The 13,654-nt window shown below is 51.1% G+C and carries 10 protein-coding genes; 5 read left to right on the top strand and 5 right to left on the bottom strand.

What is annotated here, in order from left to right:
* Positions 1-80: 80 nt before the first annotated feature.
* Positions 81-2,018 carry a beta-glucoside-specific PTS transporter subunit IIABC gene (locus RSX24_RS15670; protein WP_343261112.1) on the top strand — a complete coding sequence of 646 codons (1,938 nt, stop codon included), beginning with the start codon at positions 81-83 and terminating at the stop codon, positions 2,016-2,018.
* 831 nt (positions 2,019-2,849) lie between these two features.
* Here the strand turns inward: RSX24_RS15670 and gdhA are convergent.
* Complete coding sequence (gene gdhA, locus RSX24_RS15665) at positions 2,850-4,226, bottom strand: NADP-specific glutamate dehydrogenase (protein ID WP_236415727.1); 1,377 nt, start codon at positions 4,224-4,226, stop codon at positions 2,850-2,852.
* Between the two features lie 392 nt (positions 4,227-4,618).
* Between gdhA and RSX24_RS15660 the strand changes: the two genes are divergently transcribed.
* The 4 genes from RSX24_RS15660 (at position 4,619) to RSX24_RS15645 (ending at position 7,867) form a co-directional block, all read left to right on the top strand.
* Positions 4,619-5,092 carry a GreA/GreB family elongation factor gene (locus RSX24_RS15660; protein WP_236415729.1) on the top strand — a complete coding sequence of 158 codons (474 nt, stop codon included), beginning with the start codon at positions 4,619-4,621 and terminating at the stop codon, positions 5,090-5,092.
* On the top strand, positions 5,082-5,588 hold the full coding sequence (locus RSX24_RS15655) for a cation:proton antiporter regulatory subunit (protein WP_343261111.1): 507 nt from the start codon (positions 5,082-5,084) through the stop codon (positions 5,586-5,588). Before RSX24_RS15660 ends, RSX24_RS15655 begins: the two co-directional genes overlap by 11 nt.
* Positions 5,589-5,591: 3 nt before the next feature.
* A complete protein-coding gene (locus RSX24_RS15650) occupies positions 5,592-6,806 on the top strand; it encodes a cation:proton antiporter (protein WP_343261110.1) in 1,215 nt (404 codons plus the stop codon).
* Positions 6,807-7,129: 323 nt separating this feature from the next.
* Entirely contained in the window at positions 7,130-7,867 is a 738-nt protein-coding gene (locus RSX24_RS15645) for a cyclase family protein (protein WP_343261109.1), read from the top strand.
* 226 nt (positions 7,868-8,093) lie between these two features.
* Here RSX24_RS15645 and RSX24_RS15640 read toward each other — a convergent pair whose 3' ends face one another.
* The 4 genes from RSX24_RS15640 to RSX24_RS15625 all read right to left on the bottom strand — a co-directional run bounded on the left by RSX24_RS15640 (position 8,094) and on the right by RSX24_RS15625 (position 13,543).
* The gene (locus RSX24_RS15640; RefSeq protein WP_236415735.1) at positions 8,094-8,294 is read right to left on the bottom strand and encodes a hypothetical protein; all 201 of its coding nucleotides are present in this window, start codon (positions 8,292-8,294) and stop codon (positions 8,094-8,096) included.
* A gap of 333 nt (positions 8,295-8,627) precedes the next feature.
* Positions 8,628-10,457: an ABC transporter substrate-binding protein gene (locus RSX24_RS15635; protein WP_236415736.1), complete on the bottom strand. Its 1,830-nt coding sequence runs from the start codon at positions 10,455-10,457 to the stop codon at positions 8,628-8,630.
* Positions 10,458-10,573: 116 nt separating this feature from the next.
* Positions 10,574-12,088 carry an ABC transporter permease gene (locus tag RSX24_RS15630; RefSeq protein ID WP_339273999.1) on the bottom strand — a complete coding sequence of 505 codons (1,515 nt, stop codon included), beginning with the start codon at positions 12,086-12,088 and terminating at the stop codon, positions 10,574-10,576.
* Positions 12,089-12,100: 12 nt separating this feature from the next.
* Complete coding sequence (locus RSX24_RS15625; RefSeq protein ID WP_236415738.1) at positions 12,101-13,543, bottom strand: ABC transporter permease; 1,443 nt, start codon at positions 13,541-13,543, stop codon at positions 12,101-12,103.
* Between the last annotated feature and the right edge of the window lie 111 nt (positions 13,544-13,654).

Below are 13,654 nucleotides of genomic sequence, written 5' to 3'. Positions count from 1 at the left end.
AAATACACACCCGTTATTTGGTTGAATTGATATGAATTAACACATTATATGAAGGCACCTGCGCAAAAGGAGGATTTACCATGAATCATGGCAAAACGGCCAAGGAAATTCTGGACGCCGTCGGAGGCAATGATAACATCAATAACGTCGTTCACTGCGTGACCCGGCTCCGGTTTAACCTGAAAGATATGAAAAGCCCGAACAAGGAAGAGATCAAAAACATCGACGGCGTACTTACGGTGGTGGAGAGCGGCGGTCAGTTCCAGGTAGTCATCGGCAATGAAGTGCCGAAAGTGTATGAAGCACTCGTACAGCAAATGGGTGGCACCAATTCGATGGCGGCAAATGCCGATTCGGAAGCAGCGGGTGAGAAAAAAGGGTTATTCAGCCGTTTCGTGGACGTCATCTCCGGCGTATTTATGCCTGTCGTAGGGGTGTTGTCCGCAGCAGGTATTTTAAAAGGATTGCTTGCTCTGTTCGTTACGCTCGGTTGGTTGACGGAAGAGATGAGCACGTACAAAATCCTGTTTGCAACGGCGGACGCGTTGTTCTACTTCTTCCCGATTTTGCTCGGCTTCTCTGCAGGTAAAAAATTCGGAGGTAATCCGTTCATTTCGGCAACGATCGGTGCGGCTCTCGTTTATCCAACGATGACCGCTGCGTTTACGGACGGAACGGCCATGACGTTCCTGACGATCCCGGTTGTTCTGATCAACTATACGTCATCCGTCATTCCGATTATTATCGCCGCATATATTGCAGCTGTTTTCGAGAAATGGGTGACGAAAATTGCGCCCTCTTCCATTAAAATGTTCTTTGTCCCGCTGGCCACGCTGGCGATTGTTACGCCGGTGGTATTCCTGGCCGTAGGACCTGTAGCTACCTTGATTAGTGATTTCTTGGCCAAAGGGGCCATGTGGGTTTACGAAGTGAGCCCGGTTGTTGCAGGTCTGGTTCTTGCGGGGATCTGGCAAACGGTCATCATTTTTGGCTTGCACTGGGCATTCATTCCGATTCTGATCAACAACATCGTGACCAATGGATTTGACCCGATTAACGGCATGCTGTTCTGTACGACATTTGCACAAACGGGCGCGGCATTTGCGGTTGCGCTCAAAACCCGTGACAAACGCTTGAAACCGATCGCGATGTCTTCCACGATTGCCGGACTGATGGGGGTTACCGAACCGGCGATCTATGGGGTTACCCTCCCGACCAAAAAACCTTTCATCATGGCTTCCATCGCCAGTGCAATCGCGGGAGCCGTTGCGGGTGTCTTGGGCTCGACGGCTTATGGATTTGCGAGCGGCGGAGTGTTCGGTATTCCGTTGTTTATCAATCCAAAAGGCATGGATAGCGGTTTTGTCGGCTTCCTGCTGTCGCTGGTCGTAGCATTTGTGGCCGCTTTCATTCTGACGTACCTCTTTGGTTACAAAAATGCTCCAGCAGCGGCATCCGCATCTGCATCGAGTGCATCGGCTGAAGGTTCCGGTGGCAAATCGGAATCCGCTACCGCTGCGTCTAGCCATACGGCTTCTGCAGTACAAACGACGACAGGTACCAACGAAGTTAAAATCGTATACAGCCCGCTTGAAGGCAAACTCATTCCTTTGACTAAAGTCGGGGACGAGGCCTTCTCCAGCGGAGCCATGGGACTAGGTGCTGCAATTGTGCCTGCCAAAGGTGTCGCATACGCTCCGTTCGACGGCGTCATCGTGACCATGTTCAAAACAAAACATGCCATCGGCATTCTGTCCGAAGACGGCGTTGAGATTCTGATTCACGTGGGCATTAACACCGTCAGCCTGAAAGGTCAACATTTCACCTCGTTCGTGAAAGACGGCGACACGGTGCGCCAGGGCGACAAACTGGTCGAATTCGATCTGGATGCCATCGCCGCAGCCGGATTGGATACCACCACTTCCGTCATCGTCTCCAATACGGCGATGTTCACCGATATTCAGGCTCAATCTCAGGGCGACATTAAACCTGGCGATGCATTGATGACGGTGAAGTAACTTTGGGTTGAAAAGGGCACTGAGGTGCTCTAGCCAAGTCATTGAGTTTCTACATTATAATAGAATATCCAGCGATGAATTGAGCGAATGAAATCAGAGCGAATGATACCGGACGAGAATTGCCGGATGATTCGCTCTTTTGTTATGCGATGGTGAGAAATGCTGCTGCTGCCAATGCCGGTTGCTTGATGCTCATATTGGTGCTCAAATCTCACTTCGGTGTTCTATACGAATGCTGATGACGCCGGATGCTCATACCAGAGCTCAATGTTGCAGGTGCTCGATGTTCATGCCGCAGTGCCAACGATAATCCTGAGCTTCACCCGCTCGAGCGCTAACGAATCTTAAACACCTTATTAGGGTGATTTTGGAGGCTTAGGAATGCTAACGAACATTAGAAACCCTTAGGAACGTGAAAAGAGGAATGATGCCCCGAAATCATTGAAATAACGTGCGTGAGATTCGTTAGAATTTGGTCAAGCGTAGATAGGGGGAAATAAGGCTCTCTCAGGTTCGTTACAGACTTTATAAGTATGCACGGGGCATTACATACATGTGCCAGAGGGTCGCGAAAGAACGAGAAGTATTCGGTGCAGTGGATGTCTTCGGCAGATTGTTCTTCCTCCGTGTCACTCGAGTCATCGCACGTGCGGTTAAGCACACAAAAAGGAGTATCCCATGCCATTTTCATGACAATAAGGGATACTCCTCTTGTATGATCAGAGGGAGTTACCAGAGCCGGCCGGTTAAGGGCCGCCACTTAATGGACCCAGGCCGCAAAGACGGCTTATGCTGTAAATGAACCCGGTACACCCCGTTGTCCGGTCCGGATTACACGATACCTTGAGCGATCATGGCGTCAGCGACTTTGAGGAAGCCTGCGATGTTGGCACCGGCTACAAGATTGCCTGGACAGCCGTAACGATCCGCAGCGTCTACGCAGCTTGCATAGATGTTGCGCATGATGTCATGCAGCTTTGCATCCACTTCTTCAAAGGACCAGGAGAGACGCATGCTGTTCTGCGACATTTCCAGCGCGGATACGGCAACGCCGCCTGCGTTGGCTGCTTTTGCAGGTCCGAACAGAACGCCTTCTTTCAGGAATACGTCGATGGCTGCCAGCGTGGAAGGCATGTTTGCGCCCTCGCCGATCGCTTTTACGCCACCTTTGACGAGCTGTTCTGCCGCTTGCTCATCAATCTCGTTTTGCGTTGCGCAAGGCAGTGCGATGTCGCAAGCAATGGACCAGATGCCTTCGCATCCTGGCGTATACGTTGCATGTGGATGAGCTTTGACGTATTCGCTGATCCGCAGGCGATCCACTTCTTTGAGCTGTTTAACCGTATCGAGGTTAATGCCTTCCGGATCATAGATGTAACCGCCCGAGTCGCTGCATGCCACAACTTTGGCGCCCAGCTCTTGCGCTTTTTCGATCGCATAGATCGATACGTTACCGGAACCGGAAACGACCACGGTGCTGTCTTTGAAGCTAAGGCCTTTGGATTGCAGCATTTCGTTGACGAAGTATACGCATCCGTATCCCGTTGCTTCTTTGCGTGCAAGGCTTCCGCCGTACAACAGGCCTTTGCCTGTCAGAACGCCGGCTTCATGAGCGCTGCGGATACGTTTGTATTGTCCGAACATGTATCCGATTTCTCTCGCGCCTACGCCGATATCGCCTGCAGGAACGTCGGCATCGGAGCCGATGTATTTGTACAGCTCGGTCATGAAGCTTTGGGTGAAGCGCATGACTTCCTGATCCGATTTTCCTTTTGGATCGAAGTCGGAGCCGCCTTTACCGCCGCCGATCGGCAGGCCGGTCAGTGCATTTTTGAAAATTTGCTCAAAGCCGAGGAACTTCACGATGCCGGCATATACCGACGGATGGAAGCGAAGGCCGCCTTTGTAAGGTCCGATAGCGCTGTTGAATTGCACGCGGAAACCGCGGTTAACCTGTACCTTGCCTTGGTCATCGACCCAAGGTACGCGGAAAGTGATGACGCGTTCCGGCTCAACGAGCTGCTCGAGCAGCGCCTGGTTCATATATTTTGGATGAGCTTCAATGACAGGAATAAGGGAGTCCAGAATCTCCTTGACGGCCTGATGGAATTCCGGTTCATTCGGGTTACGGGCAATGACCGATTCATATACGGATTGAACATACTGGGCGGCAGTGGACTGGTTTGAAGCAGTAGTAATCGTAGACACTTTTTCGAAGCACTCCTTTGTGGTGTTAAAGTATACGAATCCCTCTTTGCATAAATCGCATAAAAGTTTGTAGTTAAATATACAGTAAAGATCATAAAAATACGAGATGAAAACCCATAAAATGTTTTTTATGACGCAATTAAAAACTTCTATGAAACTGTCATGCGATGTCAAGGATACATGTGATGTACCTCATGATTGCAAGTGACTTTGTGTTGATAACGTGAAGTTAAATGAAATAGGCTGGATTAAAAAATTCAATTTGGTAAGATGGTATTACGACCACGGATTCCGGGGTCATTAATGCTAAAAAGGGAGGAAAAGCAGCATGAAAAATCAACATTCGGGCAGCAACGTGGAGAGAAAGGCGTGGATTGGAGGTGAGATCTATTATGAACCGTAGGTCTCAAGTGCAAAATTGCAGAGAGAAGCTGGTTGCGCAGCTGATTACGCTGGGTGAAGAGAAACGAGCGTTTCTTGACGCCTATTTTGACGTGCGCGAACCGGAACGTACCCACATGGAGCGGCTGTTGAAGGCGTATACGCAGTGCGTTGAGAAATTGTTACAGGAGCCGGATGGCGAGCTGGATTCGATGGTTCTCATCGGCAGCAGCGTGGGCTTTGAGTACATCGATTTTCACACTTCGGACTCTTTCATGATTACGATGCCGGATGAAGCCGATCCGGACCAAGGGCGCATCTCCTTCTTGTCCCCGGTAGGCCACCAATTGCTGCTGGGGCGGAAAGGAGAAGTGAGGGCCGTCAGCACGCCATCGGGCTCCATGCGCATACGGATCACGCAGATCAGCATGTCTGACCCAGTGCCGGATACACCGGCGGCTGGAGGTGTCGACCATGCACTTTAAGGAAACGGACCTGCCGGGCATCGGCAGGAAATATTGGCTTCATACCCGCAGCGGCGAACATTTGGTCATCGTCGTGCATAACGACGAGCGGCGGGATCTCTTTCATATGGAAGCAGGGGACCATCCGGAAGAGCTGGGCGACATGCTTTCGCTCGTAACGTTGGATGATGATGAAGCACGCGCCGTCGCGGCCATTATTGGCGGCATGACCTACAAACCTCAGTTCCAGAATGAACGTGAAGTCATGCTGGAGGGCCTGCTCATCGAATGGCTGCGAATCGAGCCGCACTCGGCAAGCATAGGCAGAACGATCGGAGAACTGAATATCCGGCAGGAGACGGGTGCCGTCGTGCTCGCCGTAGTAGAGCGAAGCCGCACCAAACAATTTAATCCGGGGCCAGAGTATACGTTTGCGGCTGGAACAACCGTCGTTGTTGCAGGAGAGAGGGATCAGATCAGGCAACTGAAGCAATTGCTCGCCACCGGAGGGCTGTAGCCCATGGATAAGCTCATATTCGAAGTGGGAATTGCCGTTGCGCTGATTACACTTACGGGGCTTATATCCGCACGATTGCGTTTTTCGGTCATTCCGTTCTATATTCTGATCGGCATGGCTGTCGGTCCGCATGCCCCCCAGTGGGGCATCGTGGATTTGCGTTTTATTGAAAGCTCAACCTTTATCGAATTTATGGGCAGGTTGGGCATACTGTTTTTGCTGTTTTATCTTGGGCTGGAATTTTCGGTGTCCCGGCTCATGAAGTCGGGCAAAGCCATTCTGACCGGGGGCATGTTCTATGTGGGCTTGAATTTTGCTTCAGGTCTGCTCCTGGGCTGGCTGGCGGATCTGCCGCTGAAAGAAACGCTGGTGGTATGCGGCATCATGACCAGTTCCTCTACCGCCATCGTGGCCAAGGTACTGGTCGATCTGAAGCGCACCGCAAATCCGGAAACGGAAATCATCATGGGCATGATCATGTTCGATGATCTGTTCATTGCCATTCATATTTCCATTTTGACAGGTCTTGTGCTTAGCGGAGCGACTTCGTTCTTAAGCGTGCTGCTGGTGTGTTTGTCGGCACTGCTGTTTATCGTGGTGTTCCTCGTCGTTGGACGGAAATGCATCAAGTACATCGACAAAGCGCTGAACATCAAATCATCGGAGCTGTTTCTGTTAACGGTCATGACCTTGCTGTTTCTCGTGGCTGGATTCTCCGAAACGCTGCATGTTGCCGAAGCCATCGGTGCGCTGATGATGGGGCTTGTGCTGGGTGAGTCCAGGCATGCTTCCCGGATCGAGCATCAGGTGATGCCGTTCAAAGATTTTTTCGGCGCGATTTTTTTCTTCGGGTTTGGCTTGACGATCGAACCTGCCTCGCTTGGGGGAGCGGTGGGCATGACGGTGCTCGCCGTTGTGCTGACCATCGTATGCAACTACGGTGCCGGCATGATTGCGGGCAGGCTGTCCGGCATGTCGCCCAAAGCTTCGCTGAACGTAGGATTTACGCTGGTGTCGCGGGGAGAGTTCTCGATCATCATGGCCAACATCGGCAAAGCGGGAGGCCTAATGGCCTCCATTCAGTCGTTTGCCGTGCTGTACGTGTTGATTCTGGCCGTGCTTGGCCCAATTCTGACGAAGGAGTCGCCATGGGTTTACAAGCAATACGAGCGTTTTCGGAAAAGGGGCAGCAAGAAGCAAAGTGAGGAAGCTCAGTGAGAAATCTCAGTAAAGAAGCAAAATAAAGAAACAAAATAAAGAAGCGTAGAAGGAAGCGTACTAGAAATAAGGTGGCAGATGAAATACCCTGAGTCTTGCTTGGATACGGGGGAGATGTGTACAGACCCCAAAGACAACGGAAAGACATCATATTGTTGGGAAAGTCGTGCCCTAGGCACGGCTTTTTCGCTTGTGGGGACATATGACCGAACATTATTGGAATTTTTTATTTCATATATTCCACATGGGGATACTCCACAAATCCGAGGGGATGGGATATAATAGGAGAAATTTATTCCAATATACGCATGAGGTGATTTCAAATGTCGAACGAACTTTTGCAAGCCTTGCAGCTATTGAAACAGAAAAAATGGGTTGACCTGACCCATACCTTCGGTCCGGAATCACCGCATTTCTCCGCCTTTGATGCTGCGCGATTTGATACGTTGTTCAATCATGACCAGGGCTTTTTCGCGCAAAGCTTCACATTTCCTGGGCAATACGGCACACATCTGGACGCGCCAATCCATTTCGTTCGGGATACTCGATATCTGGAAGAGCTGGATTTGAAGGAGCTTGTGCTGCCGCTCGTTGTTATTGACCAATCCGAAGCGGTTGTGGCGAACCCCGATTTTACGCTGAATGTGGAGCACATTCTCGCATTCGAGGAGGAGCACGGGACGATCGAGCCGGGCAGTTTCGTGGCGCTGCGCACCGATTGGAGCAAACGCTGGCCAAGCCATGAGCAGTTCGACAACAAGGATGCCGAAGGCAACAGCCATGCACCGGGCTGGTCTGTCGGGGCATTGGAGTTTTTGTTCCAGGAGCGCCGCATTCAGGCGATCGGCCACGAAACGTTTGATACGGATGCGGCGGTCGATTACCAGAAAAACGGATCGCTGCTGGCAGAGTATTACGTGCTTGCTCAAGATACATACCAGGTGGAGCTGCTGAAGAATTTGGACCAAGTGCCTGCCAAGGGAGCCGTCATCTTTAATATCGTGCCCAAGGCCGAAAAGGCATCCGGCTTCCCGGTTCGCTCCTTCGCAATCTTGCCATAACTCCATTACATTAACACGGAATGAAGAACAGGAGGCCGCCCCGGCCTCCTGTTTTGAATTTAACCTATGGAATGGTACCCGTTTTTGGCAAAGTTAAAGTTGAACAAGGCTATGACCGCAAAAGAAAAATTGCGAATCGTTGTTTTTCTTATTGAACAAATGTCGAAACGTTCTTTGGCATGGAATGCCTTACATATCGTTCGCGCTAATGTGCTTGCCTTTTCGATTATTTGGAATCAGTAAAATGGGAGTCGTTGAATCGTCGCAGTATTCTCTTCTCCGCTCTCTTGAATCCAAGCCATCGCTTTAAACGCCCTTGTTCCTTCCTGACCTTTAACGTTTCTTTCATGCCCAAAATAATCAGTTCGGACCTTCTTCTGTCCTCGCGGCTCGTTTCCCGCAGTTCCTTGATAAAATTTTCGTCCATGTTATGCCTCGCGTATGTACAGGATAGTATTTATATTATAGCGAACATATGTTCCGTTATCAAGTTTTTCCATGTTAATCTTTCTGCCCGGGGAAGTTTTCGTGAAATAGAGCACAGGAGGAGCGGGGTGCTTATGACACAATATTTTCGGGAAGTGCCGATATGTAATGAAGACCGATTGGATCAAACGATGTAAATGTGAAAAACAGCCTCTCCTGCGAGCCGACATGGCGTGCGGGAGAGGCTGTTTGATGTCCAAAGGATCAGACGGGGATTAGCCCGGGTTCGGCAGGGCCAGAGATGCGGCTTTGATCAAACCGCCCTGCATGAGGCTTACTTTGAAGCTTTGTATGCGGCCAGGAACTCTTTCACTTTTGCCGGGTCGGCCTTCAATTCGTTTCCGGTTTGAACGAGCGGGCTAACGGTGGAGTAAGCTTTGAGTTTGTTGTTTTTATAGAATTGCAGAATGTCATCCTGGTTGATGGAATACAGGACCGCTTTTCTCAGATCGCTGCTTTTGGCTACATCGCGGTTGGCCGTGTTGAACAACAGGTAGCTCACGGCATTGCTTTGCATGCTTTGCAGCTTCAATTTGCTGTCGCCTTCGATAATGTCGTACTTCGTTTCAGGGACGCCGTAGTAAACGTGGATCTCGCCGCTGCGCAGGGCGGAAAGGGCGCTGTCCGCATCGGCGATGAAGCGAACGTTGACTTGAGAAATTTTAGGCGCATATTCAGAGCCGGGGCGATAGCCGGGATTTTTCAGGAACACGCCTTCGTAGTCGTTTTTGTAAGACAGGATGTAAGGACCGCTCGTGTACAGCGTATTGTTGTAAGCCGCGCCTTCGGTTACCGTATTTTGGTCTCCGTAAGGAATGTCCTTGTTCACGTCAAACGATGCCACATCATACGTATTGATGCTTTCGACCTGTTTCTTGGACACGATGCCTGCCGATTGGTGAGCCAGGTAGTTCAATACTTGCGGGAAAGGCTCGGTGGTTGTTAATTTGACCACTTGATATTTTCCGGCTTTGTTGTCGGCCTTGGTTTTGTCGGATACCAGTTCGGAGATTTTGCTGTCCAATCCTTTCTCCAGTGCGTCTTTGACGGAGCCGCCGCCGCCGGATTGCTGCGTCGATTCGAGCGCGGCCAGATCGGTGACCAGTTCTACCGTTTTGATATGCTCATGCAGGCTGTATGTCCGGTGATCCGGCACGGAATCTTTATTTTTGGCGCGATCCAGGGAGAAGATGACATCGTCCGCGCCTACGCGTTCGCCGGTGTCCACCGCTTTTTTGTTTTCGATCTTCGCGAAGTTGATGTCGTCGCGCAGGATGAAATAGTATTCGGAATTGCCGTCCGCAATGCTGTAATTATGGGAAAGGGAGGCTTCCGGCGTGATTTGGTCATCGTCCGTCAAGTTCACCAGACGCACATACATGTTGGTGTTCAACTGGTTGATGGAACCGTCGTTGCCTTTGATCGGGTCAAGGGAAGTCAGGACGGACGCGCTTTGCGTCAGAATCAAAGGCTGTTTGGCGTTCAGAGAGCTGTCTTTGAACTCAATCGGTTCCCAGGCCATGGCCCGTGATTTGGACAGACGTACCGTATCCGCGTTCAGGACCTCTTGATTCAAGGCTTGGCTTTTCAACGAATTGTACAGCGGTACGATATAGGCTTGGTCCGTCACCAGACGCTGCTCCAATTGTTTATACGTTTCTTTGTATTGATCCGGCGTTTGGGTGGCGGCTTGGTCGATCAGTTTGTCGACTTCCTCGTCGGCCAGAATGCTGTAATCCCCGCCGGTTTTGAAAAGGGAACGAACCGCGTAATCCGGGTTGCCGGTTACCGTCGTCCAGCTGGACAAGGCGATGTCATAGTTTCCGGCGTCCTGCTGGGACTTGTAGCTGCCATAGTCGGGCTGCAGGTTCAACTTGACGTTGAAACCATTTTTGGTCAGCTGATCGCGAATGATGTTTACGTCGTTTTCGCTTGAGCTTTGGGCCAGCAATTCGATGTCAACCGGCGTTTGATCCGTCGTTTCCGCCGTATTGGAAGGCGTCTCCGTTGTTTGGGCATCCGATTTGGTTTTGACGCTGCAGCCGGAAATCACGATGACCAGCACGAGCAGCAGCGAGAATAGCGTACGTTTGTTTAATTTCATGTCATAACCTCCACGATAATGTCAGATAAAAGAAAGATGATTCATGCCTATGCTTGATTCCGCAAATATCGAAACAAAGGATATTGCTCATTTTTGGCTAAGCGGGTCGTTTGGCTTTACGCCTTTTCCAGCTTTGGATCCAGGGCATCGCGCAATCCGTCACCCAGGAAATTGAATGAGAGCACCAGCAGAATGATGGCGAGCCCCGGATAGATCGCCAGGTACGAATGGGTTTCCAGATACGTGCTGCCCAATTTGAGAATGTTGCCCCATTCCGGAATGTGCGGCTCCACGCCGAGTCCGAGATAACTCAAGCTGCTGGTTGCGATGACGGCGCCGCCGATGGTCAGGGTCGATTTGACGATCATCGGGGCGAGCGAGTTCGGAATGATGTGTTTGAAAATTAGGGTACGGTTGTTATAACCGAGCGCACGAGCGGCTTCCACGAATTCAAACGTGGAGACGTACAGTACGCTGGCTCTCATCGTACGGGCATACGTTGGTATGGCCCCCAGACTGAGCGCGAGAATCAGGTTCACTGTATTGGCGCCGAAGGCGGCAATGATGGCGATCGCCAGCAGAATGCCCGGAATGGCATAAAGAATGTCGAGCAGCCGCATGATGATGTTATCCGTATGCCTGCCGTAGAATCCCGAGACAGCGCCCAATACGCCGCCGATCACGACGGGAATAAGCGTTGACAAGCAGCCCACGATGAGCGAGATTCTGGCTCCGAATACGATGCGGGAGAACAGGTCGCGCCCGAAATCGTCGGTCCCGAGCGGATAAGCCAGGGAAGGCGGCTGCAAGAGCGCCGAGTAGTCATTTTCCACGGCCATGCCATAGTCAAAGGTATACAGGCTGCAGATCGACATCGCGAACAGGAAGACGATGAAGAACAGGCCGGACATTGCCGTGATATTGGAAGCGAGCCTGGTCCACAGGTCGTTCCAGAAGTTCGATTTCTGTTTTCCCTGCCGACGGATGCGGCCGATGATCGAAATGCCGAGCAGCAGCGCGAACAGATTGCCCGTGACGGTGATCAGGATCAGCAGAATACCCAGCCATGTCATCCAACGCGGAAGATGGCGTTGAACGGGATAACGGGATATGCAAATGAGCACGCCCAACTCGGCTGCAAGCAGCCCCAGCAGTGCTCCCATCGAAGGCAGGAATGTATCGGACACGTACGGTTTGAACACGTTCAATGCGGATACGCCGATCACGAATAGTTGGGTGAGCAGCATATACACCGCAAACGTATATTCGATGCTCTTCTGCTTCCGGATCAGATGGAATGCGGACGCAGCGATGAAAATGTTGCCGGACAACGCGGCCAGAAGCTGAACCCAGGCCAGTCCGCGAACGAGCGTGCCGACCTGTCCATGTTGGAGCAAATCGCCTCGAAGCTTCAGCGTCAGCAAGGTCTGGACGAGCACGAAAAACAGATAAACCAACGCTGCCGTGAGCACAAAGGGCTTCATCTCCCCGAGGCTCCAGTCGTAACTGTTCAACAGCAGCAGCAAAGTCAACAATACGGTGGCGATCCAGGCGAAGCCTGCCTGACGGTATTCCTGCGAAGACTTCAGCCGGAAGCGCATGGACGATAGGGTAGAATCCGATTTTGTCATGATGCACCTGCTTTAATATTGTTTCATCTTGGAACGTACACGCGGATCAATGAAGGCATACAACAGATCAACGATGACGTTGATGATGGAAATCGTAATGGCAGTGTATACTACTCCGCCCATTATACTCGGAATATCAGGTATAAATTGTTTGTCGACGATGTAGCTGCCGAGTCCGCTAATATTGAACACTTTTTCCGTGACGGCCGCTCCGCCGAGCATGCCCCCAAATTGCAAGCCAACTACCGTGATAATCGGGATGAGCGCATTGCGAACGGCGTGTTTCAACATGACGGTGCGTTCGTTCAAACCTTTGGCTCGGGCTGTCATGACGTAATCCTCATGAATGACCTCCAGGGTGGAAGAACGCGTCATACGGGCCACCGCCGCCGTCAGTCCCGTTCCCAGCACAATCGTTGGCATGATGATGGATAGCCAATTTTGCGGATTGAAGGTAGGGGGCAGCCACTGCATTTTGATCGAAAAATTCAAAATAAAGATAAGGCCTTGCCAAAAGTTCGGAATGGACAACCCGATGAGTGCGATAAACATAAACGTATAATCGAACCATGAATTCGGCTTGATCGCCGAAATAATGCCGATCGGCAGAGCGATCACCAGTGCCAGCAGCAGCGAAATGGCCGCCAAGGTCAGCGTGATCGGGAATTTTCTGGCAATCGTTGCCGTGACGTCTTCGTTCCCGGTGAAGGATTTGCCCAAATCGAACAGCGCGATTCCCTTGATGTTGTTCCACAGTTGAGACAGGTAGGACTGATCCAGCCCATACACGCGATTAAAGTTCGCGATCTGTTCCGGCGTCGCTGTTTCGCCCAAGATGTTCGCCGCCGGGTTAAACGGGGACAGGTACAAAATGGTGAAGACAAGCGTAGCTACGCCGAAGATGACGAATACCGTCATCAAAATCCTTTCGAATATGTACTTGAGGTACGAATTCCCGTACAAGAACAACATGAGATACATCAGACATCCCGGAATGATCGAGAGCGCCAGAAACCAACGGTGGCTGATCAACGAGCGGTACGCATCCGCCAAAGTTAACCGCTGCCGTCCTTGCTCTTGAAGACGAATGGCGGTACGTTCCCGGAGTTCCTTGCGAAACGTTTCTTCCATCCACTCATCAGCCTGGCGTTTGAATTCCTGCTCGCTGACCTGCTGTTTGAAGAACAGGTGCTTGCGCCTGAGCTGATCTTCCACCCGGGAGCGCAACGAATCGCGATAGGATGGGTCGAGCAAATCCTGCTTTGCGGCCTGCTCGGCAGCGAGCCAGCCATCCTGCTTTCGTTCCTTAAGCCATACAAAAAGCACGATCAAATGGATCGGCAGACCTAGTATGAACAGAACATATCGGTACGAGGGGTGCTGCAGCATTTTGCCGTAAATGAAACCCAAGGTGTCCGCTAGCCGTGACGTTTTGCTGCCTTCTGCAACGTTCAAATGTAGTAATCCCCCTTTCGCTGAAGTTTAAATTGCATTATTCCGATGAATATAGTATATATTATTTCAGGGTTCAAACATTGTCAAGACGTGGAAATCGGTACATATGAG

This window comes from Paenibacillus hubeiensis (assembly GCF_032334105.1).
Lineage (GTDB): Bacteria > Bacillota > Bacilli > Paenibacillales > Paenibacillaceae > Paenibacillus > Paenibacillus hubeiensis.
This window is presented reverse-complemented; position numbering and strand designations above follow the sequence as displayed.

Coding starts and splice junctions, on each gene's coding strand:
- RSX24_RS15660 (WP_236415729.1), top strand. CDS start 4,619: ATGAACCGTAGGTCTCAAGTGCAAAATTGCAGAGAGAAGCTGGTTGCG.
- RSX24_RS15670 (WP_343261112.1), top strand. CDS start 81: ATGAATCATGGCAAAACGGCCAAGGAAATTCTGGACGCCGTCGGAGGC.
- RSX24_RS15635 (WP_236415736.1), bottom strand. CDS start 10,457: ATGAAATTAAACAAACGTACGCTATTCTCGCTGCTGCTCGTGCTGGTC.
- RSX24_RS15650 (WP_343261110.1), top strand. CDS start 5,592: ATGGATAAGCTCATATTCGAAGTGGGAATTGCCGTTGCGCTGATTACA.
- RSX24_RS15630 (WP_339273999.1), bottom strand. CDS start 12,088: ATGACAAAATCGGATTCTACCCTATCGTCCATGCGCTTCCGGCTGAAG.
- RSX24_RS15655 (WP_343261111.1), top strand. CDS start 5,082: ATGCACTTTAAGGAAACGGACCTGCCGGGCATCGGCAGGAAATATTGG.
- RSX24_RS15640 (WP_236415735.1), bottom strand. CDS start 8,294: ATGGACGAAAATTTTATCAAGGAACTGCGGGAAACGAGCCGCGAGGAC.
- RSX24_RS15645 (WP_343261109.1), top strand. CDS start 7,130: ATGTCGAACGAACTTTTGCAAGCCTTGCAGCTATTGAAACAGAAAAAA.